General features: G+C 59.7%; 20 protein-coding genes. 7 read left to right on the forward strand and 13 right to left on the reverse strand.

What is annotated here, in order from left to right; genetic code table 11:
• Complete coding sequence (locus tag SERRSCBI_RS00095; protein WP_033645153.1) at nt 1-741, forward strand: amino acid ABC transporter permease; 741 nt, start codon at nt 1-3, stop codon at nt 739-741.
• Here SERRSCBI_RS00095 and yieH read toward each other — a convergent pair.
• Nucleotides 738-1,406 carry a 6-phosphogluconate phosphatase gene (yieH, locus tag SERRSCBI_RS00100; RefSeq protein ID WP_004933845.1) on the reverse strand — a complete coding sequence of 223 codons (669 nt, stop codon included), beginning with the start codon at nt 1,404-1,406 and terminating at the stop codon, nt 738-740. The two genes, SERRSCBI_RS00095 and yieH, sit on opposite strands and share 4 nt — an antisense overlap.
• Before the next feature lie 46 nt (nt 1,407-1,452).
• Complete coding sequence (locus SERRSCBI_RS00105) at nt 1,453-1,857, reverse strand: NUDIX domain-containing protein (RefSeq protein ID WP_033645151.1); 405 nt, start codon at nt 1,855-1,857, stop codon at nt 1,453-1,455.
• 235 nt (nt 1,858-2,092) lie between these two features.
• On the opposite strand from SERRSCBI_RS00105, the gene SERRSCBI_RS00110 reads away from it, so the two are divergent.
• Nucleotides 2,093-3,430, forward strand: coding sequence for an NCS2 family permease (locus tag SERRSCBI_RS00110; protein ID WP_033652325.1), 1,338 nt, complete (start codon nt 2,093-2,095; stop codon nt 3,428-3,430).
• Nucleotides 3,431-3,465: 35 nt separating this feature from the next.
• Here SERRSCBI_RS00110 and SERRSCBI_RS00115 read toward each other — a convergent pair whose 3' ends face one another.
• The 9 genes from SERRSCBI_RS00115 to rpmH all read right to left on the reverse strand — a co-directional run bounded on the left by SERRSCBI_RS00115 (nt 3,466) and on the right by rpmH (nt 11,408).
• Nucleotides 3,466-4,518, reverse strand: coding sequence for a hypothetical protein (locus tag SERRSCBI_RS00115; protein WP_033645149.1), 1,053 nt, complete (start codon nt 4,516-4,518; stop codon nt 3,466-3,468).
• A 76-nt stretch (nt 4,519-4,594) separates the two neighbouring features.
• Nucleotides 4,595-5,161 (reverse strand): NADPH-dependent FMN reductase, encoded by a 567-nt coding sequence (locus tag SERRSCBI_RS00120; protein WP_033645148.1) that lies wholly within the window; start codon nt 5,159-5,161, stop codon nt 4,595-4,597.
• Between the two features lie 161 nt (nt 5,162-5,322).
• Nucleotides 5,323-6,048, reverse strand: coding sequence for a 4'-phosphopantetheinyl transferase superfamily protein (locus SERRSCBI_RS00125; protein ID WP_033645147.1), 726 nt, complete (start codon nt 6,046-6,048; stop codon nt 5,323-5,325).
• 95 nt (nt 6,049-6,143) lie between these two features.
• Complete coding sequence (locus SERRSCBI_RS00130) at nt 6,144-7,457, reverse strand: lysine N(6)-hydroxylase/L-ornithine N(5)-oxygenase family protein (protein WP_042783378.1); 1,314 nt, start codon at nt 7,455-7,457, stop codon at nt 6,144-6,146.
• Between the two features lie 111 nt (nt 7,458-7,568).
• Nucleotides 7,569-8,933, reverse strand: coding sequence for a tRNA uridine-5-carboxymethylaminomethyl(34) synthesis GTPase MnmE (gene mnmE / locus SERRSCBI_RS00135; RefSeq protein ID WP_042783380.1), 1,365 nt, complete (start codon nt 8,931-8,933; stop codon nt 7,569-7,571).
• 96 nt (nt 8,934-9,029) lie between these two features.
• A complete protein-coding gene (yidC, locus tag SERRSCBI_RS00140) occupies nt 9,030-10,667 on the reverse strand; it encodes a membrane protein insertase YidC (RefSeq protein ID WP_033645144.1) in 1,638 nt (545 codons plus the stop codon).
• A 2-nt stretch (nt 10,668-10,669) separates the two neighbouring features.
• Complete coding sequence (gene yidD, locus SERRSCBI_RS23825) at nt 10,670-10,927, reverse strand: membrane protein insertion efficiency factor YidD (RefSeq protein WP_004933881.1); 258 nt, start codon at nt 10,925-10,927, stop codon at nt 10,670-10,672.
• A complete protein-coding gene (gene rnpA / locus SERRSCBI_RS00145) occupies nt 10,891-11,250 on the reverse strand; it encodes a ribonuclease P protein component (protein WP_004933883.1) in 360 nt (119 codons plus the stop codon). Before rnpA ends, yidD begins: the two co-directional genes overlap by 37 nt.
• Before the next feature lie 17 nt (nt 11,251-11,267).
• Nucleotides 11,268-11,408 (reverse strand): 50S ribosomal protein L34, encoded by a 141-nt coding sequence (gene rpmH / locus SERRSCBI_RS23830; RefSeq protein WP_000831330.1) that lies wholly within the window; start codon nt 11,406-11,408, stop codon nt 11,268-11,270.
• A 682-nt stretch (nt 11,409-12,090) separates the two neighbouring features.
• Between rpmH and dnaA the strand changes: the two genes are divergently transcribed.
• From dnaA to yidA, 5 genes are all read left to right on the forward strand, one after another.
• The gene (gene dnaA, locus SERRSCBI_RS00150; protein WP_004933889.1) at nt 12,091-13,485 is read left to right on the forward strand and encodes a chromosomal replication initiator protein DnaA; all 1,395 of its coding nucleotides are present in this window, start codon (nt 12,091-12,093) and stop codon (nt 13,483-13,485) included.
• Between the two features lie 4 nt (nt 13,486-13,489).
• Nucleotides 13,490-14,590, forward strand: coding sequence for a DNA polymerase III subunit beta (dnaN, locus tag SERRSCBI_RS00155; protein WP_004933892.1), 1,101 nt, complete (start codon nt 13,490-13,492; stop codon nt 14,588-14,590).
• A gap of 45 nt (nt 14,591-14,635) precedes the next feature.
• Nucleotides 14,636-15,721 (forward strand): DNA replication/repair protein RecF, encoded by a 1,086-nt coding sequence (gene recF, locus SERRSCBI_RS00160; protein WP_042783382.1) that lies wholly within the window; start codon nt 14,636-14,638, stop codon nt 15,719-15,721.
• 18 nt (nt 15,722-15,739) lie between these two features.
• Nucleotides 15,740-18,154: a DNA topoisomerase (ATP-hydrolyzing) subunit B gene (gene gyrB / locus SERRSCBI_RS00165; RefSeq protein WP_004933898.1), complete on the forward strand. Its 2,415-nt coding sequence runs from the start codon at nt 15,740-15,742 to the stop codon at nt 18,152-18,154.
• A 125-nt stretch (nt 18,155-18,279) separates the two neighbouring features.
• A complete protein-coding gene (yidA, locus tag SERRSCBI_RS00170; protein ID WP_042783383.1) occupies nt 18,280-19,095 on the forward strand; it encodes a sugar-phosphatase in 816 nt (271 codons plus the stop codon).
• A 25-nt stretch (nt 19,096-19,120) separates the two neighbouring features.
• Here the strand turns inward: yidA and SERRSCBI_RS00175 are convergent, their stop codons facing one another.
• Together SERRSCBI_RS00175 and SERRSCBI_RS00180 are read right to left on the reverse strand one after the other, a co-directional pair.
• Entirely contained in the window at nt 19,121-20,062 is a 942-nt protein-coding gene (locus SERRSCBI_RS00175; protein ID WP_042783384.1) for an ornithine cyclodeaminase family protein, read from the reverse strand.
• On the reverse strand, nt 20,049-21,017 hold the full coding sequence (locus SERRSCBI_RS00180; RefSeq protein WP_042783385.1) for a threonine/serine dehydratase: 969 nt from the start codon (nt 21,015-21,017) through the stop codon (nt 20,049-20,051). Before SERRSCBI_RS00180 ends, SERRSCBI_RS00175 begins: the two co-directional genes overlap by 14 nt.
• Nucleotides 21,018-21,313 lie beyond the last annotated feature (296 nt).

Consider the following 21,313-nt stretch of genomic DNA (forward strand, 5'->3'; position numbering starts at 1 on the left):
ATGGATTTCAGCGTGATTCACGACAACCTGGGCTACCTGCTGTGGGGCACCTGGCCGGATGGGCCGCTGGGCGGCGCGGCGCTGACGTTGGCGATCAGTCTGATGGCCGGAGTCGCCTCGGCGGTGCTCGGCACCCTGCTCGGCGTGGCGCTGGCGATGTCGCGTGGCATCGCCGCCGGGCTGCTGGCGGCGGTGTTGGGCTTTTTCCGCGCCATTCCGGTCATCATGCTGATCTTCTGGACCTATTTCCTGTTGCCGATGGTGTTTGGCGTCGAGATCCCGGAAATCACCACCGTCGTGTGCGCGCTGGCGCTGATCGCCTCGGCCTATCTGGCCCATGCGGTGAAAGCCGGCATCGCCGCGATCGGCCCCGGCCAGTGGCAGGCCGGGCTTTCTCTGGGGCTGACCCGCTGGCAGACGCTGCGCATGATCGTGCTGCCGCAGGCGCTGCGCATGATGGTGCCGTCGTTCATCAACCAGTGGATTTCTCTGATCAAAGACACCTCGTTGGCTTATATCGTCGGCGTTGGCGAACTGACCTTCCTGGCGACCCAGGTCAACAACCGCAGCATGGTCTACCCGATGGAAGTCTTCCTGTTCGTGGCGCTGGTCTATTTCGTGTTCTGCCTGGCGCTCGATCTGCTGGCCAACGCGGTCAACCGCCGTTTCGGCGCGCAAACCCGCGGCCTGAAGCGCTCCTGGCGCTGGTGGCGCAACAAGCCGCCGTTGCCGGCCAGTTAATCGGCCGTCAGCCGCCAGCCGCGTTCGCGCCATAGCGCGGGCAATTGAGCCAGGTCGTCAAACGTTGTCACCAGCGGGTGGTCGATCGGCGGGTTATGCGGATCGGCGCAGAAGTAAAAGACCGGGATGCCGGCATTGATGCCGGCCTGCGCGCCGGCGGGCGAATCGTCCACCAGGATGCAGCGCGTCACCGGCACCTGCATCTGTTCGGCGGCGTGAAACACGATCGCCGGGTCCGGCTTCCAGCGCTGAATGTCATAGCCGCTGAACAACCGGTCATCAAAATAAGGCAGCATGCCGGTCAGGCCGAGCGAGTGCTGCATCTTGCTGACCGGCCCGTTGGAGACGGTGCAGACTGGCACCGTCACCTGCGCCAGCAGCTCGCGGGCGCCGGCAATCTGTTGCAGTTCGCTGTCGAACAGCCGCGCCACTTCTTGCCGATACAGCGGCTCCAGCGTCTCTTTTGCCAGGTCAGTGCCCTGCTCGGCGTTGACCCGATCGATGATCTCGTACAGCTTCACCCCTTTGTATTTCTTGAATACCTCTTCCAGCGACAGATGAATGCCGTAGCGGGCGAACATATGGACATAGGCTTTGCTGCACAGCACTTCGCTGTCCACCAGCGTGCCGTCGCAGTCGAACAAAATGCAGTCAATCTGATTCATGCGGGACAGGTTCCTTCGGGTTAACGCCGCTGAGGCCGCTCAGCGATCACTTGATCAGGCTACGCGCCTTGAGATCGTGCAAAATCAGCGCGGCGACGTGTGAACACTGCGGCAGATCGCGGCTGTCGCACCACTTCAGCTCGGCGATTTCGGCGGCCGGCTGCAACTGCCCGGTAAAGTCGGCCTGGTAGCAACGAATGCGCACCTGAGTGCCGTCCTGCTTGCCGTCCGCCGGGCCGGTGAACTCGCCGTAAAACGCGATGGATTGCGGCTGCAGCGCAACGGTCAGCTCTTCGTCGATTTCGCGGCACAGCGCCTGCTCATCGGTTTCACCCGCTTCACGCTTTCCGCCCGGTACATAAAACAGCGTCTTGTTGTGCGAGCGCACCAGCGCCACTTTGTCATCTTTCAGCGCGATCAACGCGAGCTTATCGATAAAGGTCGAAGACATGCGGGTTCCTGTTTTTTTAGCGGGTAGGGTAAGAGATGCGATAGGCCATTTTATCGGCCGTGTCGGCAAACGGCAACGCGGCGGGCTGTGATGGAGAATGAATGCCTGTAAATACAAGCCGTTGACGCGTTTAGCCGTAAAGACGGCGAAAAAAACCTGTGACCGGCGTCAAAAGCCCCATTTTTTGTTATAGGATAGCCGGCGACTGTCCATTCCCATTTTCGGAATTCTGATAATGACCAAACCAGTATCTGGCCTTGACGCTGAGCAAGGCTTGCTTGGGCGCGTGTTTAAACTCAAGCAACATGGCACGACGGCGCGTACGGAAACGATTGCCGGTATCACCACTTTCCTCACCATGGTGTATATCGTGTTCGTTAACCCGCAAATTTTGGGCGCGGCGGGCATGGATACCCAGGCGGTATTTGTCACCACCTGTTTGATCGCCGCCTTCGGCAGCATCCTTATGGGCCTGCTGGCGAACCTGCCGGTGGCGTTGGCGCCGGCGATGGGCCTGAACGCCTTCTTCGCCTTCGTGGTGGTCGGCGCGATGGGCATCTCCTGGCAGGTGGGCATGGGCGCCATCTTCTGGGGCGCGGTCGGCCTGCTGCTGCTGACCATTTTCCGCATTCGCTACTGGATGATCGCCAACATTCCGGTCAGCCTGCGGGTCGGCATCACCAGCGGCATCGGTCTGTTCATCGGCATGATGGGGCTGAAAAACGCCGGCATCGTGGTGGCCAACCCGGACACGCTGGTGACCATTGGCAGCCTGACCTCGCACAATGTGCTGCTGGGGGCGCTTGGCTTCTTCATCATCGCCGTGCTCTCTTCGCGCAACTTCCACGCGGCGGTGCTGGTATCGATCGTGGTCACTACCCTGATCGGCTGGATGCTGGGCGACGTGAAATACGGCGGCCTGTTCTCCTTGCCGCCGAGCATCACCTCGGTAGTGGGCCAGGTCGACGTGGCCGGCGCGCTGAACATCGGGCTGGCCGGGGTCATCTTCTCGTTTATGCTGGTGAACCTGTTCGACTCCTCCGGCACCCTGATCGGCGTTACCGATAAAGCCGGTTTGACCGACAATCAGGGCAAGTTCCCGCGCATGAAGCAGGCGCTGTACGTTGACAGCATCAGCTCGGTGGCCGGCTCGCTGGCGGGCACTTCTTCCGTAACCGCTTACATCGAAAGCTCATCCGGCGTCGCCGTGGGCGGCCGCACCGGTTTGACGGCGGTGGTCACCGGCCTGCTGTTCCTGCTGGTGATCTTCCTGTCGCCGCTGGCGGGTATGGTGCCGGCGTATGCCGCTGCCGGCGCGCTGATCTACGTCGGCGTGCTGATGACCTCCAGCCTGGCGCGGGTGAAATGGGACGATCTGACCGAAGCGGTACCGGCGTTTGTCACCGCGGTGATGATGCCGTTCAGCTTCTCGATCACCGAAGGCATTGCGCTCGGCTTTATCTCCTACTGCGTGATGAAGCTCGGCACCGGCCGCTGGCGTGAAATCAGCCCGTGCGTGGTGGTCGTGGCGCTGCTGTTCGTGCTGAAGATCGTTTTCGTCGACGGCCATTGACAGCCAAAGGGCCGACGTCCGTCGGCCCTGAAACCCTAGACTCCCGGCGTTGCATCCGGCGCCCGATCCAGCACCCATTGCAATGGCCGCCTGAAGCGCGCCTGCCAACTGCCGGCGGCATCCTCCCCTTGGGCGAAGTGCAGCGTCTGAACCTGATTATCCTCTCCGAACAGATTGGCGAAGTGCAATGCCAGCGCCTGCTCGCTGAAGTTCTGCCGATCGTAATACGCCATCACGATTTTCTTTTTCGCCGCCAGCGACTGCTGGGCCGGCTTGATCTCGCCGTTGGGGGCGATCAATAGCGCGCCGGCGTAAAACTGCGGGTACTTCGCGATCAGATTGGCGGCGTGCAGCGCACCCTGGCCGCGAGCGCTGAGATAAATCCGTTGGGGGTTCAGCTTTAACTGTGGAGCCAGCTGTTGCACCGTACGCTGAAGGGCGGCCTGGGTGCTCTCGTCGCTGTAATTCGACCAGCGGAAGCTGTTTTCCGACAACATCTGCGTGCCGTTGATCTCGATATAGGCCACGCCCATTTCGCCGAACAGCAGCCGTTCCTCGGGGCTGATGGCGGCGGCCTTGCCGTAGGTATGCAGGAAGATCACCGTTGGCCAACCTTCGGGCGGCGCTTCGCCGTCCGGTATCGCGTAGCTGGCTTTGCCTTCATAGCGGCGGGCGTGCTGCAGATAGCGCGCTTTGGTGGCGGCCAGAATGGATTGGTAGGTGGCGGAGTGCTGGATGCTGTTGAAGGCGTCGTCCTCCAGCAGATTGTAGTAGTACCACAGGCCGCGATCGGCGCTCAGCTGCAGATAGCGCTCCGCCAGCTCGGTTTGCCCTTTCTCCGCCGACGATACCGCCAGCTGGTAGGGGGCCCAGACGTTGCGGCCGTCTTCGCGCATCAGCGTCAGGTACAGCGACATGGCGCCCAGCTTTTTATCTTCCTGGTTTTGCGCGGATCGCGACAGTTGGGCGTTAAGCGCACTGTGCGCAGGCAGCTCCAGCGGCTCTTCACCGGCGGGATAACGCATGTCTGCGGCGAAAGCGGGACTGGTGATGGAAACGAAAAATAACGCTAAAATGAAAAAATACATGATGCTATGGCTTTAATTTCAATAAATTGGCGGACTTCATGTCCTGTTGCGGCGCCCTGCGGGCGCCGCGAGACCGTCATTCCACGCGGCGAATGAAATCGCTGAACGCGGACAGCTGGCCGGTCAGGAAATCCAACGTTCCCTGATCGCTCAGTTCGCCGGCCTGTTCATCGACCTTGTTCTGGATCACGCCGCCCATAAACTCGGGCTTGTTCATCACCATCGCATCCAGGAACACCAGGATCTGGCGCAGGTGGTACTGGCAGCGCGCGCCGCCGATGGGCCCCATCGAGCTGGTTTGAATGGCCACCGGCTTGCCGGCCAGCGGTTGATTCGGCAAGCGAGACAACCAATCGATGGCGTTTTTCAACCCGCCGGGCACGGAATAGTTGTATTCGGGGGTGACGATGATCACGCCGTCGGCCTGGCGGATCTGCTCTGCTATCGCTTCGACCGCGGCAGGGAAACCCTCACCCTGTTGCATGTCGGCGTCGTACAGCGGGATATCGCGGATGGAAGGCAGCGCTTCAATGGTGACGCCCTGCGGAGCCAGGCCTGGCAGAGCGCGGGCCACCATGGCGTTGTAGGAGCCTTTGCGCAGGCTGCCGAGCAGAGTGACGATTTTTAAGGCTTGGTCTGACATGATGATTCTCCCTTTCGAATGAGCAGATTCAGCGGACAACATGGGCGAATAGTAGGCTAAAGCTCGGGTCGAGAATAGGCGATTGCTCAACATTTAGCTGTTTTTACAAATTACGGCAGAAATTCGTGCGGTAAAAACGGCTTTATCCGCCTTGCGCCACGTTAACCGGGCGTCTTCAGACCCGTCAGTTTGACGAAGCGCGAGGACGCCGCCGGGCTGCGGGGCGAGATTTCCCCGTCTTTGTGCAGGCCGCGGCGCTCTTCGTAGCGCCAGCACAGCAGGCGATCCAGCCCGGGGCTGCCGGCGCAGGCCCAGCTCAGGTATTCATCGGCGTCGCTCATCACCTGAACGTCCGGCGTGGCGCTGGAGCGCAGGTGCCCGGAGAACGGATGCAGACGCAGCGTAGACTGGCCGCTGTTGCCCAGGCCGGAAATTTTCAGCACGCTTTGCCGGATGCTCCACAGCTGAGTTTCCGCCTCCAGCCGATCGTCCTGCGCGCCGATCCAGGCACTTTCCGCCGGCGTCTGATGCGCGTGTTGCAGCGCGCTTTGCCGGGTGCCGCGCGCCCGCATCACTTCGATATCCAGTCCGACTTTGCCTTCGTCGCTGAGCAGCACGCCCACGGTGTTGCTGGCGTAGGCGAGGCTAAAATCGGGCAGCTGATGATCGGCGAAGCAGGGGCGGCCGGTCGGGGTGGTGGCTATAGGGGGAAGCGTCGGCAGGCCGTACAGGTAAAACATCATTTCGGCGAGCAGAATGCGCCCTTGCAGGTAACGCGTGCGGCGCTTAACGGAAAAGGTGCGGGTGGCGGCTATCACTTCGTCGGAGAGTCTCTGGGTATCCAGGACAGCGGAGGCCGGGGTCCATCGGGCAAAATGACACGCCATTGTTCACTCCATGACAGAGGGTCGCTAAGAACGCAGGGGTGTTAGATTAAGACTAAGTTGAGGATTTATCATCAAAAAACACTATGCGGATTATCCTATTTATTAACGATGGAAGAGATATCGTCCGACGCGGCATCGCTCCACCATTGGATCATTGATGTGTTCGGTGCCAAATCAAAGTATGGCTTGCCCAGCAAGTGATTGAGGATGCGCGCTGAACGCCAGGCCATCAGGCTCAGTCCGCCTTCTGCGCTGCCATGGCTGTGTATCCCGGCATTTACCGCATAAATTCGATTTTGTTCCGGGCCGAGCCATTCAAGATTAAAATTTGGCAGCAGCGGTAGATGCTGCTTCGAATCGAGCGGGATGCGTGGCACCAGGGGTTTCAGATAAGCGGGCAGAGTGGCGCGATAGCCGGTGGCCAGAATGACGATATCGGCTCTGAAACTTTCCTGGCGATTTTCCAGACCGTGAAGCGTGCACAGATGAAAAGCCCCATCCTTTGATTCTACGGTCAGTAGAGTGCGATGGGGCAGTAAACGCACATTGCGTGTCTGGCGCATCACGTCAAAACGCATATAAAGCTCACGGTACAAGGTTCGCAGCGTATGATTGCTGATGCCGTCTGCCGGCAATTTCTGTGTTTTGATTTCACGTGCGCGGATCTCGGCCGGCAGCGTATAGAAATAGTCGACGTACTCAGGAGTGAAATATTCGTTGGTGAAGGGGGACTCATCCAGCGGCTGAAAATTGGGACGGCGCGAGAGCCAATCCAGCTGTGCCGGCTCGCCCCAGTGTCCCTGCAACGCGTTCAAAAAAACATCGGCGCCGCTTTGGCCGCCGCCCACTACCATAACCCGCTTGCCGCTGAAGTCTGGATTGCGCAGGGCTATTTCAGCGGCATGCATGCAGTTTTCACCCAGCGCCGGGTAAAATGCTTCCGGCAACCAAGGGTCATGTCCGGTACCCAGACAGATATTTTTCGCCCACAGAGTCTGGTTGTGGGTACTTACCTTGAACAAACCCTTTTCATCGTCAAAATCAATACGCTCTACGGACTGTGAAAACTGTAGTCCGTCTAATATTTCGCAGGCCCAACACAGGTAGTCGGAAAATTCTTCCCGGCTGATAATTTGCTGCTCGGTGATTAAAAAACGATAAATTTTTTTCTTTTCGACCAAGTAATTAATAAATGAAAATTGGCTGCGTGGGCTGACGGCGGTAACCAGATCCTGCAGTACATAGGTTTGCATATAAGCTGAGGGCAACAGCATACCGGGATGCCAGCGGAAGCTGGCGTTACGATCGAGAAAGGTATAATTGACGGCGTTGCTTTCGGCGGCCAGAGCGGCCAGACTGAGATTGAAAGGCCCCAATCCCACGCCGATCAGGTCTAAAGGTTCGTTCATGTAAGCTTATCTCTCAAGCATCAAAATTGATGAGATAAGCTTAGGTGAGTTTTGATGCCGCCGGGAGAAGTAACATGCGGGCGCCGAGTAGGATACGGCGCTCGCAGTCGATTATTTCCCGATACAGAAGCTGGAGAAAATGCGGCCCAGCAGATCGTCGGAGGTAAATTCGCCGGTGATTTCGCTCAGGGCCAGCTGCGCCTGGCGCAGTTCCTCGGCCAGCAGCTCCCCCGCGTAAGCGCTCACTAACTGTTCTTTGCCCTGTACCAGATGCTGCGCCGCCAGTTCCAGCGCCTGCAGGTGGCGACGGCGCGCCAGGAAGCCGCCTTCCATGTTGCTGGTGAAGCCCATGCTCTGTTTAAGATGATCGCGCAGCACATCGACGCCTTCGCCGGTGCGGGCCGACAGGCGAATAAGTGAGTGGTTATTCACTTCCGTCATACCCAGCGTTTCACCGGTGATGTCGGCTTTGTTGCGCACCACGGTGATCGGCAGCGTGTCCGGCAGGCGCGCCATAAACTCCGGCCAGATCTCCGCCGGCTCGGTGGCGGCGGTGGTGGTGCCGTCAACCATAAACAGCACTCTGTCGGCCTGTTCGATCTCGTTCCATGCACGTTCGATGCCGATGCGCTCCACTTCGTCGCTGGCGTCGCGCAGGCCGGCGGTGTCGATGATGTGCAGCGGCATGCCGTCGATATGGATGTGTTCGCGCAAGACGTCGCGGGTGGTGCCGGCGATATCGGTGACGATCGCCGCCTCGCGTCCGGCCAGCGCATTGAGCAGGCTCGATTTGCCGGCATTGGGGCGCCCGGCGATCACCACCTTCATCCCTTCGCGCAGCAGGCTGCCCTGGCGCGCTTCACCGCGCACGTTGTCCAGATCCGCCATCACGTCGTTGAGCTGCGCCTCGATTTTACCGTCGGACAGGAAGTCGATTTCCTCGTCCGGGAAGTCGATCGCCGCTTCCACATAGATTCGCAGGTGAGTGAGCGCTTCCACGAGCTGGTGGATGCGGGTGGAGAACGCGCCTTGCAGCGAGTTCATCGCCGAACGCGCCGCCTGCTCGGAGCTGGCGTCGATCAGATCGGCAATCGCTTCGGCCTGCGCCAGATCGAGTTTGTCGTTGAGAAACGCGCGCTCGGAGAACTCGCCCGGCCGCGCGATGCGCACGTCGGGCAGCGCCAGCACGCGCTTGAGCAGCAGATCGAGGATCACCGGCCCGCCGTGGCCCTGCAGTTCCAGCACGTCTTCGCCGGTAAAGGAGTTCGGCCCCGGGAACCACAGCGCGATGCCCTGATCGAGGGTGGCGCCCGTGGCGTCGCGGAACGGCAGATAGTCAGCGTAGCGCGGCTTCGGCAGCTTGCCGAGCAACGCCAGGGCGACGTCTTTGGCCTTGCTTCCGGAAATGCGCAGAATGCCGACGCCGCCGCGTCCCGGCGGGGTGGCTTGGGCTACGATGGTATCGGTGGTGCTCATAACGGTTCTCTCTGACGATTAAGATGCAAAAAGGCGGTCTAATGACCGCCTTTGGGGTGACTGCAAGGGTCGGCGCGCCGAACCCCTACAATACGCTTAGCTTTTTTTCTTGTCGCGGCTGTGCAGACCGCGTTTTTCCAGACCACGGTAAATCAGCTGCTGCTGCAGGATGGTCACCAGGTTGCTGACGATGTAGTACAGCACCAGACCGGACGGGAACCACAGGAAGAACACTGTGAAGATCACCGGCATGAAGGTCATGATTTTCTGCTGCATCGGGTCAGTCACGGTGGTCGGCGACATCTTCTGAATGAAGAACATCGTCACGCCCATCAGGATTGGCAGGATGTAGTACGGGTCTTGCGCCGACAGGTCATGGATCCACAGGGCGAACGGCGCGTGGCGCAGCTCGACCGAACCCATCAGCATGTAGTACAGCGCCAGGAAGATCGGCATCTGAATGATCAGCGGCAGGCAGCCGCCGAGCGGGTTCACTTTCTCCGCCTTGTACAGCGCCATCATCTCTTGGCTCATGCGCTGCTTGTCATCGCCGATGCGTTCGCGCATCGCCTGCAGCTTCGGCTGCAGCATGCGCATTTTCGCCATCGAGGTGTACTGCGCCTTGGTCAGCGGGTACATGATGCCGCGCACGATGAAGGTGATGATGATGATGGAGAAGCCCCAGTTGCCGATAAAGCCGTGGATGAACTTCAGCAGTTTGAACAGCGGCTGGGAGATGAACCACAGCCAGCCGTAATCCACGGTCAGATCGAGGTGCGGTGCCAGTTGGGCCATCTGGTCCTGCAGCTCCGGGCCGACCCACAGGGTCGCGTTCAGCTGCTGCTGAGCGCCAGGCTGCACCACGACCGGCGTAGATTTGAAGCCGATGGTGGACAGGTTGTCACCCGGTTTGGCGGTGTAGAAGGTGTTGTCACCCTTGGTCGCCGGTACCCACGCGGTGGCGAAGTACTGCTGCAGCATGGCGACCCAACCGTCTTTGGTGGTGACGCTCAGGTTTTCGTCTTTGTCGAACGCGTATTTCTGGTACTTGTCCTCGCTGGACGAGTACGCCGCGCCGCGGAAGGTGTGCAGCGCGAAGTTGCTGCTGCCGGTATCGCGGTGCTTAGGCAATTCGGTGGTCTGCTTCAGCTGGCCGAACAGGGTCAGCTCCAGCGGCGCCGCGCCTTTGTTGTCGATGCTGTAATCTACGCCGACCGCATAGTGGTTGCGTTTGAGCACGAAGGTCTTGGTGTAGACCGCGCCGTCTTTATCGGTGTAGGTCAGCGGGATGCGCAGCTCGTCCTGGCCTTCCGGCAGGGTGTAGCTGTCCTGCGCCGCTTGGTACAGCGGGCGTTCGCCGTTGGCCGGGTTGTCCGGGCCGTTTTTACCGGTCAGGCCGCTTTGCGCCTGATAGACGAACGACGGAGTGGTTTCCAGCAGTTGGAACGGAGTCGATGAACCCAGAGTTTCCGGGTAGGCCAACAGTTTAGCCTGCTCGATATCGCCACCACGGGTGTTGATGGTCAGTGACAGCACGTCGGTGTTCACGGTAATCAGCTTACCCTGACCACTGGCTGGCACGGCCTGGCTGGCGGCATCACCGGCTACTGCGTTCGAAGTCTGTTGCGTGGTCTGTGCGGCCGGCTGCGGAGCGTTGTCCGTTTGCCATGCCTGCCAGATCATGAAAGACACGAACAGCAGAGCGATGAGGAGAAGATTGCGTTGCGAATCCATCGTTAGTGTTCTCTGTTATCGTCGGTTTTTGGCGGCACCGGATCATCGCCACCTGGGTTCAAAGGGTGGCATTTTAATACGCGTTTCAATGCTAACCAACTGCCTTTTATCATGCCAAACCTGCTTAATGCCTCAATTGCGTAATGAGAGCATGTCGGCTGGAAGCGACAACGAGGCCCTAGCAGCGGACTGATGACGAGCTGATAGGCCCGCACCAGCCCGATCAGGATGCGGGAGCCTGGCGACAGTGGCGACGCCATAATTTATCCAAAGCTTCCGTCAGCGCGCGGTTATCCAAATCCGCTATCCCCTTTTTGGCCACCACGACAAAATCCATCGCCGGTAATTCGTGCTGGCGCAGGCGGAAGCTTTCGCGGGTTAGGCGTTTGATCCGATTACGCTCGTGCGCGCGTTTGACGTGTTTTTTGGCGACGGTAAGACCGATGCGGGGATGCCCCAGCTGGTTCAGGCGGCCGAGGATGGTGATTTGCGGCGTGCCAGCCCGTTGTGGCTGCTGGAAGACGAAAGTGAAATGAGTGGGAGTTAACAAACGTAACTCCCTGGGAAAAGCGAGCTTAACCACTCAGCGGGTTAGCTTTATTACTTAGAAACAGTCAGACGAGCACGGCCTTTCGCACGACGGCGGGCCAGAACTTGACGACCATTTTTGGTGGCCATACGAGCACGGAAACCGTGGCTACGGTTGCGCTTCAATACGGACGGTTGGAAAGTGCGTTTCATAGCGATTTCTACCTAAACTTAAAATAATTACTGATCAGTAAACGCGTTTGGCTACTCGGCGTGAAGATGACCGACGCCTCAATCGCAATACATAAAGAAGCGGGATTGTAATAATTGTACAGTCCTGAGTCAATTCGCATCGCGCCAGCCTACCTGGTTGTCTGCCAATAACGGAACAAAATCCGGTCTTGGCCCGTGGTCACCGCAGAATCCTGTCTGGCTAATGACGCACCATAAGGAACCAGGTATCACACGTAGGGCGAAGATTATACGGACTCGGGGTGAAATCGCAAGGATCCCCGTGAGATCCTTTGCGCGCGATCCCAGGATCCGACGTGGATAACAGGGTATAACCGGTTGACAATGTAAAAAACGCGGCGCAGCGGCCGGGATCTGCGCGGTCATTCGGCACCGGCGGCGAAAAGATCGCCGCCGGCCGCGGCCTGTGGATAAAATGGATCTAATCTGTGAGGAAGGGGAGGATCTCTTGCGCGGATTGCGCTATGATCCGTCATTCCGATCGCGATCCCTCATGCCGGGATCGTGAGGGACACAAACCGTGAAAGGCGGTTCGCATCCCCCACAGGCAAACAGCCGATGCCGGGTATGTGTCAAAAATCATGAGTTATAAAAAAGTTGCCCGTTTCTTTTCTTTATTGATCTTGTTCGAGTGGAGTCCGCCGTGTCACTTTCGCTTTGGCAGCAGTGTCTTGCCCGATTGCAGGATGAGTTACCTGCCACAGAATTTAGTATGTGGATTCGCCCATTGCAGGCGGAACTGAGTGACAACACCCTGGCGCTGTACGCGCCTAACCGTTTTGTGCTGGATTGGGTTCGCGATAAGTACTTAAACAATATCAATGGTCTGCTGAATGATTTCTGCGGCACGGATGCGCCTTTGCTGCGTTTTGAAGTCGGCAGCAAGCCGATCACGCAGGTGATCAGCCAGACCGTGACCGCCAGCGTCAGCAGCGCTCCTGCGGCCCCGGCGGCGCGCACGGCCGCGCCTTCGCGCCCGAGCTGGGACAACGCGGCGGCGCAGCCCGAGCTCTCTTACCGCTCCAACGTCAACCCCAAACACACCTTCGACAACTTCGTCGAGGGTAAGTCAAACCAGCTGGCGCGCGCGGCGGCTCGCCAGGTGGCGGACAATCCGGGCGGCGCCTACAACCCTTTGTTCCTGTATGGCGGCACCGGCCTGGGTAAAACTCACCTGCTGCACGCGGTCGGCAACGGCATCATGGCGCGCAAGGCCAACGCCAAAGTGGTCTACATGCACTCGGAACGCTTCGTACAAGACATGGTCAAAGCGTTGCAGAACAATGCCATCGAAGAGTTTAAGCGCTACTACCGTTCGGTCGACGCGTTGCTGATCGATGACATCCAATTCTTCGCCAACAAGGAGCGTTCGCAGGAAGAGTTCTTCCATACCTTTAACGCCCTGTTGGAAGGCAATCAGCAGATCATCCTGACTTCGGATCGCTACCCTAAAGAGATCAACGGGGTGGAAGATCGTTTGAAGTCCCGCTTCGGCTGGGGGCTGACGGTGGCGATCGAGCCGCCGGAGCTGGAAACCCGCGTGGCGATCCTGATGAAAAAGGCCGACGAAAACGACATTCGCCTGCCGGGCGAAGTGGCGTTCTTCATCGCCAAGCGCCTGCGTTCCAACGTGCGTGAGCTCGAAGGGGCGCTGAACCGCGTGATCGCCAACGCCAACTTTACCGGCCGGGCCATCACCATCGATTTCGTGCGCGAAGCGCTGCGCGATCTGCTGGCGCTGCAGGAAAAGCTGGTCACCATCGACAATATCCAAAAGACGGTGGCGGAGTATTACAAGATTAAAGTCGCGGATTTGCTGTCCAAGCGGCGTTCGCGATCCGTTGCCCGCCCGCGCCAGATGGCGATGGCGCTGGCGAAGGAACTCACCAACCACAGCCTGCCGGAAATCGGCGATGCGTTTGGTGGCCGCGACCATACCACGGTGTTGCACGCCTGCCGGAAGATCGAGCAGCTGCGTGAGGAAAGTCACGACATCAAAGAAGATTTCTCCAATTTAATCAGAACATTATCTTCATAGCGCTATGAAATTTATCGTTGAACGTGAGCATCTGCTAAAACCGCTGCAACAGGTGAGCAGCCCGCTGGGCGGCCGCCCGACCTTGCCGATCCTGGGCAACCTGCTGTTGCAGGTGACGGAAGGCTCCCTGCTGCTGACCGGCACCGATCTGGAGATGGAGATGGTGGCGCGCGTCGCCCTGTCCCAGCCGCACGAGCCGGGCGCGACCACCGTGCCCGCGCGCAAATTCTTTGATATCTGCCGTGGCCTGCCGGAAGGGGCGGAGATCGCCGTCACGCTGGAGAGCGAGCGCATGCTGGTGCGATCCGGCCGCAGCCGTTTCTCGCTGTCCACGCTGCCCGCGGCGGACTTCCCGAACCTGGACGACTGGCAGAGCGAGGTGGAATTCACCTTGCCGCAGGCGACGCTGAAGCGCCTGATCGAAGCCACCCAGTTCTCGATGGCCCATCAGGACGTGCGTTACTACCTGAACGGCATGCTGTTTGAAACCGAAGGCGAAGAGCTGCGCACCGTCGCGACCGACGGCCACCGCCTGGCGGTGTGCTCGATGCCGATCGGCCAGCAGCTGCCGTCGCATTCGGTGATCGTGCCGCGTAAAGGGGTGATGGAGCTGGTGCGCTTGCTGGACGGCGGCGATTCGCTGCTGCAGCTGCAGATCGGCAGCAACAACATTCGCGCCCACGTCGGCGATTTCATCTTCACGTCCAAGCTGGTTGACGGCCGTTTCCCGGACTATCGCCGCGTCTTGCCGAAGAACCCGGACAAAACGCTGGAAGCCGGCTGCGATCTGCTCAAGCAGGCGTTCGCCCGCGCGGCCATTCTCTCGAACGAGAAATTCCGCGGCGTGCGGCTGTACGTCAGCCAGAATCAGCTGAAGATCACCGCCAACAACCCGGAACAGGAAGAGGCGGAAGAGATCCTCGACGTCAGCTACGACGGCGCGGAGATGGAGATCGGCTTCAACGTCAGCTACGTGCTGGACGTGTTGAACGCGCTCAAGTGTGAAGACGTGCGCCTGCTGTTGACCGACTCGGTCTCCAGCGTGCAGATCGAAGACGGCGCCAGCCAGGCGGCGGCCTACGTTGTCATGCCAATGCGGTTGTAGTCTCGTTACCTTGAATTACAGCACCGTCATCGGTAAAGAGATTGCATGGCTCTGACGCGTTTATTGATTAAAGATTTCCGCAATATCGAGGCGGCGGATTTGGCGCTGGCGCCGGGATTCAACTTCCTGGTCGGCGCTAACGGCAGCGGCAAGACCAGCGTGCTGGAGGCGGTGTATACGCTCGGCCATGGCCGCGCCTTTCGCAGTCTGCAGGCCGGTCGGGTGATCCGCCACGACCAACCGGAGTTCGTGCTGCATGGCCGCATCGACGGCGCGGAGCGCGAGCTGTCGGTAGGATTGAGCAAGAGCCGTCAGGGTGACAGCAAAGTACGCATCGATGGCAGCGACGGCCACAAGGTGGCCGAGCTGGCGCAGCTGCTGCCCATGCAGCTGATCACCCCCGAAGGTTTTACCCTGCTGAACGGCGGGCCGAAATTCCGGCGCGCTTTCCTGGACTGGGGCTGTTTTCATAACGAACCCGGTTTTTTCACCGCCTGGAGCAACCTGAAACGGTTACTGAAGCAGCGCAATGCCGCGCTGCGCCAGGTGAGTCGCTATGCGCAGATCCGCGCCTGGGATCAGGAACTGATCCCGCTCGCGGAGCGCATCAGCGAATGGCGGGCGGAATACAGCGACGCGATCGCCGCGGATATCACCGCGACCTGCGCGCAGTTTCTGCCTGAATTCGCCCTGAGCTTCTCCTTCCAGCGCGGCTGGGACAAAGAGAGCGACTACGGCGAGCTGCTGGAGCGCCAGTTTGAGCGCGACAGGGCGTTGACCTATACCGCGGTGGGGCCGCATAAAGCGGACTTTCGCATTCGTGCCGACGGCACGCCGGTAGAGGATTTGTTATCGCGCGGTCAGCTTAAGCTGCTGATGTGCGCGTTGCGCTTGGCGCAGGGTGAGTTTCTCACCCGGCAGAGCGGGCGGCGTTGCCTGTATCTGATTGATGATTTTGCCTCCGAGCTGGACACCGGCCGTCGCCGGTTGCTGGCCGATCGCCTGAAAGCCACCCAGGCCCAGGTTTTTGTCAGCGCGGTCAGCGCTGAACAAGTGACCGACATGGCCGGTGAAAAGGGCAAGATGTTCCGCGTGGAACAGGGTAAAATAGAGGTTCAACCACAGGACTAAAATGAGCGAGAAACGTTGATGTCGAATTCTTATGACTCCTCAAGTATCAAGGTATTAAAAGGGCTGGATGCGGTGCGCAAGCGCCCGGGCATGTATATCGGCGATACCGATGACGGCACCGGTCTGCACCACATGGTATTCGAGGTTGTGGACAACGCTATCGACGAAGCGCTCGCGGGCCACTGTAGTGACATTCAGGTCACCATCCATGCCGACAACTCGGTATCGGTGCAGGATGACGGCCGCGGCATTCCGACCGGCATTCACCCGGAAGAAGGGGTTTCAGCCGCAGAGGTCATCATGACCGTGCTGCACGCCGGCGGTAAATTCGACGACAACTCCTATAAAGTTTCCGGCGGCCTGCACGGCGTGGGCGTCTCGGTGGTTAACGCCCTGTCGGAGAAACTGGAGCTGGTGATCCGCCGCGAAGGCAAAGTGCACGAACAAACTTACAGCCACGGCGAGCCGCAGGCGCCGCTGAACGTGGTGGGCGAAACCGAGCAGACCGGCACCATGGTGCGCTTCTGGCCGAGTCACCAGACCTTCACCAATGTGACCGAATTCGAGTACGACATTCTGGCCAAGCGTCTGCGCGAGCTGTCCTTCCTCAACTCCGGCGTGTCTATTCGCCTGAAGGACAAGCGCACCGACCGTGAAGACCACTTCCATTACGAAGGCGGCATCAAGGCGTTTGTCGAGTACCTGAACAAGAACAAAACCCCGATCCACCCGAACGTGTTCTACTTCTCCACCGTGAAAGACGACATCGGCGTGGAAGTGGCGCTGCAGTGGAACGACGGTTTCCAGGAAAACATCTACTGCTTCACCAACAACATTCCGCAGCGCGACGGCGGCACGCACCTGGTCGGTTTCCGTACCGCGATGACCCGTACGCTGAACAGCTACATGGAGAAGGAAGGCTACAGCAAGAAGGCCAAAGTCAGCGCCACCGGCGATGACGCGCGTGAAGGCCTGATCGCCGTGGTGTCGGTGAAGGTGCCGGATCCGAAGTTCTCTTCTCAGACTAAGGACAAGCTGGTCTCTTCCGAGGTGAAAACCGCGGTTGAAACGCTGATGAACGAGAAGCTGGTGGATTACCTGATGGAGAATCCGGGCGACGCGAAAATCGTGGTCGGCAAAATCATCGACGCGGCGCGCGCGCGCGAAGCGGCGCGTAAAGCGCGTGAGATGACCCGCCGCAAAGGCGCGCTGGATCTGGCCGGCCTGCCGGGCAAACTGGCGGACTGCCAGGAACGCGATCCGGCGCTGTCAGAACTGTACCTGGTGGAAGGGGACTCCGCGGGCGGCTCTGCCAAGCAGGGGCGCAACCGCAAGAATCAGGCTATCTTGCCGCTGAAGGGGAAAATCCTCAACGTCGAGAAAGCGCGTTTCGACAAAATGCTTTCTTCGCAGGAAGTGGCGACGCTGATCACCGCGCTGGGTTGCGGCATCGGCCGCGACGAGTACAGCCCGGACAAGTTGCGTTACCACAGCATCATCATCATGACCGATGCCGACGTCGACGGTTCGCACATCCGTACGCTGCTGTTGACCTTCTTCTACCGCCAGATGCCGGAAATCATCGAGCGTGGCCACGTGTTCATCGCACAGCCGCCGCTGTACAAGGTGAAGAAAGGCAAGCAGGAGCAGTACATCAAAGATGACGAGGCGATGGATCAGTACCAGATCGCCATCGCGATGGACGGCGCTACGCTGCACACCAATGCCAGCGCACCGGCGCTCGGCGGCGAGCAGTTGGAGAAACTGGTGGCCGAGCACTACGGCGTGCAGAAGCTGATTGGCCGCATGGAGCGCCGCTACCCGCGCGCGCTGCTGAACAGCCTGATCTATCAGCCGACGCTGAACGAAGGCGATCTCAGCGATGAAGCCAAGGTGAAAACCTGGATCGCGTCGCTGGTGCAGGCGCTGAACGACAAAGAGCAACACGGCAGCAGCTATGACTTCGTGATCTTCGAGAATCGCGAGCGCCAGATGTTCGAGCCGGCGTTGCGCATCCGTACCCACGGCGTGGATACCGACTATAAGCTGGACTTCGACTTCATCCACGGCGGTGAATACCGCAAGATCTGCCAGCTGGGCGAGCAGCTGCGCGGGCTGATCGAAGAGGGCGCGTTCATCGAGCGCGGCGAACGCCGTCAGCCGGTAGACAGCTTCGAACAGGCGCTGGAGTGGCTGGTGAAAGAGTCGCGCCGCGGCCTGTCGGTACAGCGTTATAAAGGTCTGGGCGAGATGAACCCGGAGCAGCTGTGGGAAACCACCATGGATCCGGAAAGCCGCCGCATGCTGCGCGTGACCGTCAAGGACGCCATCGCTGCCGATCAGCTGTTCACCACGCTGATGGGCGATGCGGTTGAACCGCGTCGCGCCTTTATCGAAGAAAACGCCCTGAAAGCGGCGAACATCGATATCTGATGCGTTAATGGCTGTGAAAATCCGCGCCGGGCGACCCGCGCGGATTTTTTTTGGTCCTTTTTTGGCGCTGACAGCCGAGGCTGAAACGCGTTAGCATGAATAAAAACCACTGGGAGAAGCGTTGAATGGCTATTGAACTGATTGCGATCGACATGGACGGCACGTTGCTGGATCCGCAGCATCAAATCACGCCGGCGGTAAAGCAGGCTATCGCGGCGGCGCGGCGCAAAGGGGTGCACGTGGTGCTGGCCACCGGGCGGCCTTATGTCGGCGTGCAGGATTATCTGCGCCAGTTGGACATTCAAGGCCCCGGCGATTTCTGTATCACCTATAACGGCGCGCTGGTGCTGCGTGCGGTCGACGGCGCCTGCATTCTGCAAGAAACGCTGGGCTTTGAGGATTATCTGCATTTCGAGCAGATGGCGCGCGAGTTCGGCGTTCACTTCCAGGCGTTTGATTTCGATACCCTGTATACCCCGAACAAGGACATCGGCAAGTACACCATACACGAGGCGGAAATGACCGGTATTCCGCTGAAATACCGCAGCGTGGAAGAGATGGATCGCCAGATGCGTTTCCCTAAAGTGATGATGGTCGACGAGCCGGAGCTGCTGGACCGCGCTATCGCGCGCATCCCGGAAGAAACGCGCGCGCGTTACACCATCCTGAAAAGCGCGCCTTACTACCTTGAGATCTTGCACAAAAACGTCGATAAAGGCGCCGGGGTGAGGATGCTGGCCGAGCATCTCGGCGTGGCGCGGGAGAACATCATGACGCTGGGGGATCAGGCCAACGATACGGCGATGATCGAATATGCCGGCGTCGGCGTGGCGATGGGCAATGCCATTCCCGAGCTGAAAGCGGTGGCGCAGTTTGTCACCAGCGCCAATACCGAAGACGGCGTGGCGCGCGCTATCGAGAAGTTCGTGCTCAACGCCTGATCAAGCGGGGCGCTGCGGCGCCCCTTTATACTTTCGCCAACACCCCTTTGGCGATCTGCAGATCCTGAATCGCCAAGCCGGTGAGATCGGCGATGGTGATGTGCTGCGGCTCGCGTCGTACCCGCTCTCCCTGCGCCAAGACGGCGCCAATTTCGACGATTGGCGTTGAAATCAGCCTATTTTGCCGATAAGCCGTCGCGATCTCGCCATAGTCCGCACACTGCGCCAGGGCATCGACCAGCAGCGCGTCCGCGCGGGCCACCAGCTCGGTCGCCAGTTCCTGCTTGCCGGGCGTGTCGGCGCCCACGGCGGTGATGTGCGTACCGGGCCGAATATCCGCCGCCTGCAATATCGGTTCGCGGCTGGGCGTGGTAGTCACGATCAGCTGACAGTGCGCCGCCAGTTCCGCCGCATTCTGCGTAACCCGCACCCGAAAACCCTCGGCTTCGGCATCGCGCCGATACGCCGCCAGCGCCTGTTCGTCTCGCCCCCACACCCATACCTCGCGGCAATCGGTCACCGGTTTCAGGCATTGCAGCTGCAGCCGCGCCTGCAGGCCTGTGCCGACAATGCCGATCGCCTGAATATGCGGCGGCGCGCACAGCTCGGCGACGATGCGGCCGGCCAGGGCGGTGCGCAGCGCGGTCAGCCAACCTTCATCTTGCAGCAGCGCCTGCGGCTCACCGGTCTGGGCGGAGAACGCCATCATCAGCCCCTGATTGCTCGGCAGGCCGTGTTCGGCATTGCGATAGAAACCGGTAGAGATCTTGACCACGAACAGTTCGTCGCCTTCCAACCAGGCGGACTTGATGCAGCAGTCGCCGTCGGCCCGCTCGAACAGGAAATGCTGCACCGGCGGCTGTTGCACCCGCTGTTGCGAGTAGGCGATAAAACCCTGCTTCAGCAGCGGCGTTATGGTCTCGGCGTCGAACGCGGCGAGGATTTGCTGCCGATTAAGGATGTGCATCGGCGATGGCCTTGAGGTATTTCTCCAGCACGATGTTCTTGCCGCACAGCACCACCGCCACCTTTTTACCCTGGTATTCCGGCGCCAGTTTGATCGCCGCCGCCAGCGCCACGCCGGCCGCGCCTTCGATAATCCAACGATCGCTGGCGGCTATCCGGCGCATCGCGTGTTTAATCTCCGCCTCGCTGACCAGCACTTTGCGGTCGATCAGCTGTTGGCACAGCGGAAAGGTCACGGCGCCCGGCTCGACGCCGCCGGCGGTGCCGTCGGACAGGGTTTCTTGCTCTTCCACCGGGAAGATATGGCCCGCTTCCAGCGCGCTGTACAGGCTGGTGGCGTTTTCCGGCCAGCAGGCGATAAGCTGCGTGTTCGGCGACAGTTGCCGCAGAACGGTGCCGATGCCGGCGATATAACCCCCGCCGCCGACCGCCACGAACACGGCGTCCAGATCGGTGAGTTGTTCAACCAGCTCCATGCCGCAGGTTCCCTGGCCGGCGATCACCTGCTCGTCGTTATACGGCGAGATATAGGTTTTTCCCTGTTCGCGTGCGGCCTGTTCCCCCGCCAGTTCGGCGTTCAGCGCATCGCCCGGCACCAATTCCACGGTGCCGCCCAACGCGCGAATGGTGTCGAGCTTGATGCTCGCCGCCGTCTCCGGCGCATAAACCGTGACGCCAACGCCCATCAGTTGCCCCGCCAAAGCGACGGCCTGACCGTGGTTGCCGGTAGAGGCTGCGATCACGCCGCGCCGGCGTTGCTCGTTATCCAGCAGCCGCAGCTTGTTGCTGGCGCCGCGAAATTTAAAGGAACCGGTGTGCTGCAGGTGATCGCATTTCAAATACAGCTCGCAACCCAATTGCTGAGAAAGCAGCACGCTGCGCTCCAATGGCGTGACTCGCACCTGAGGGCGCAGTTGCTGATGGGCAGAAACAATGGCATCGAAAAGGGGGTTCATACCGGCTCCGGATTTTTTAGACTTAAAATCCAGTTTGTACTTTTTTGTATGGATTGTAAACCCCGTCGGGCAACCCGGCCAGAAAGCGGAAATGGCGGGGGTACGGCATCGCGTATGCGGTGAAAATAAACATTACTGGGCGTTTAGCGGCACAATTTTTTATTTATTTGCGTTAAGTAAGGTGCCGCTGTGGGCGTATTTAATGAGGAGAAGGATAATCAATAAAATAATGCTCGCTTCCTTTACTTATACCGTTTGGGCGTCGTTGAGTTTCCCCATCAGGAATGGGGCCGGCT

Origin of the sequence: Serratia sp. SCBI, from assembly GCF_000747565.1 — a bacterium.
GTDB classification, from domain to species: domain Bacteria; phylum Pseudomonadota; class Gammaproteobacteria; order Enterobacterales; family Enterobacteriaceae; genus Serratia; species Serratia ureilytica.

Coding starts and splice junctions, on each gene's coding strand:
- dnaN (WP_004933892.1), top strand. CDS start 13,490: ATGAAATTTATCGTTGAACGTGAGCATCTGCTAAAACCGCTGCAACAG.
- SERRSCBI_RS00095 (WP_033645153.1), top strand. CDS start 1: ATGGATTTCAGCGTGATTCACGACAACCTGGGCTACCTGCTGTGGGGC.
- SERRSCBI_RS00110 (WP_033652325.1), top strand. CDS start 2,093: ATGACCAAACCAGTATCTGGCCTTGACGCTGAGCAAGGCTTGCTTGGG.
- recF (WP_042783382.1), top strand. CDS start 14,636: ATGGCTCTGACGCGTTTATTGATTAAAGATTTCCGCAATATCGAGGCG.
- yieH (WP_004933845.1), bottom strand. CDS start 1,406: ATGAATCAGATTGACTGCATTTTGTTCGACTGCGACGGCACGCTGGTG.
- mnmE (WP_042783380.1), bottom strand. CDS start 8,933: ATGAGCACCACCGATACCATCGTAGCCCAAGCCACCCCGCCGGGACGC.
- SERRSCBI_RS00175 (WP_042783384.1), bottom strand. CDS start 20,062: ATGCACATCCTTAATCGGCAGCAAATCCTCGCCGCGTTCGACGCCGAG.
- SERRSCBI_RS00105 (WP_033645151.1), bottom strand. CDS start 1,857: ATGTCTTCGACCTTTATCGATAAGCTCGCGTTGATCGCGCTGAAAGAT.
- SERRSCBI_RS00120 (WP_033645148.1), bottom strand. CDS start 5,161: ATGTCAGACCAAGCCTTAAAAATCGTCACTCTGCTCGGCAGCCTGCGC.
- gyrB (WP_004933898.1), top strand. CDS start 15,740: ATGTCGAATTCTTATGACTCCTCAAGTATCAAGGTATTAAAAGGGCTG.
- rpmH (WP_000831330.1), bottom strand. CDS start 11,408: ATGAAACGCACTTTCCAACCGTCCGTATTGAAGCGCAACCGTAGCCAC.
- yidA (WP_042783383.1), top strand. CDS start 18,280: ATGGCTATTGAACTGATTGCGATCGACATGGACGGCACGTTGCTGGAT.
- SERRSCBI_RS00130 (WP_042783378.1), bottom strand. CDS start 7,457: ATGAACGAACCTTTAGACCTGATCGGCGTGGGATTGGGGCCTTTCAAT.
- SERRSCBI_RS00115 (WP_033645149.1), bottom strand. CDS start 4,518: ATGTATTTTTTCATTTTAGCGTTATTTTTCGTTTCCATCACCAGTCCC.
- yidC (WP_033645144.1), bottom strand. CDS start 10,667: ATGGATTCGCAACGCAATCTTCTCCTCATCGCTCTGCTGTTCGTGTCT.
- SERRSCBI_RS00180 (WP_042783385.1), bottom strand. CDS start 21,017: ATGAACCCCCTTTTCGATGCCATTGTTTCTGCCCATCAGCAACTGCGC.
- yidD (WP_004933881.1), bottom strand. CDS start 10,927: ATGGCGTCGCCACTGTCGCCAGGCTCCCGCATCCTGATCGGGCTGGTG.
- SERRSCBI_RS00125 (WP_033645147.1), bottom strand. CDS start 6,048: ATGGCGTGTCATTTTGCCCGATGGACCCCGGCCTCCGCTGTCCTGGAT.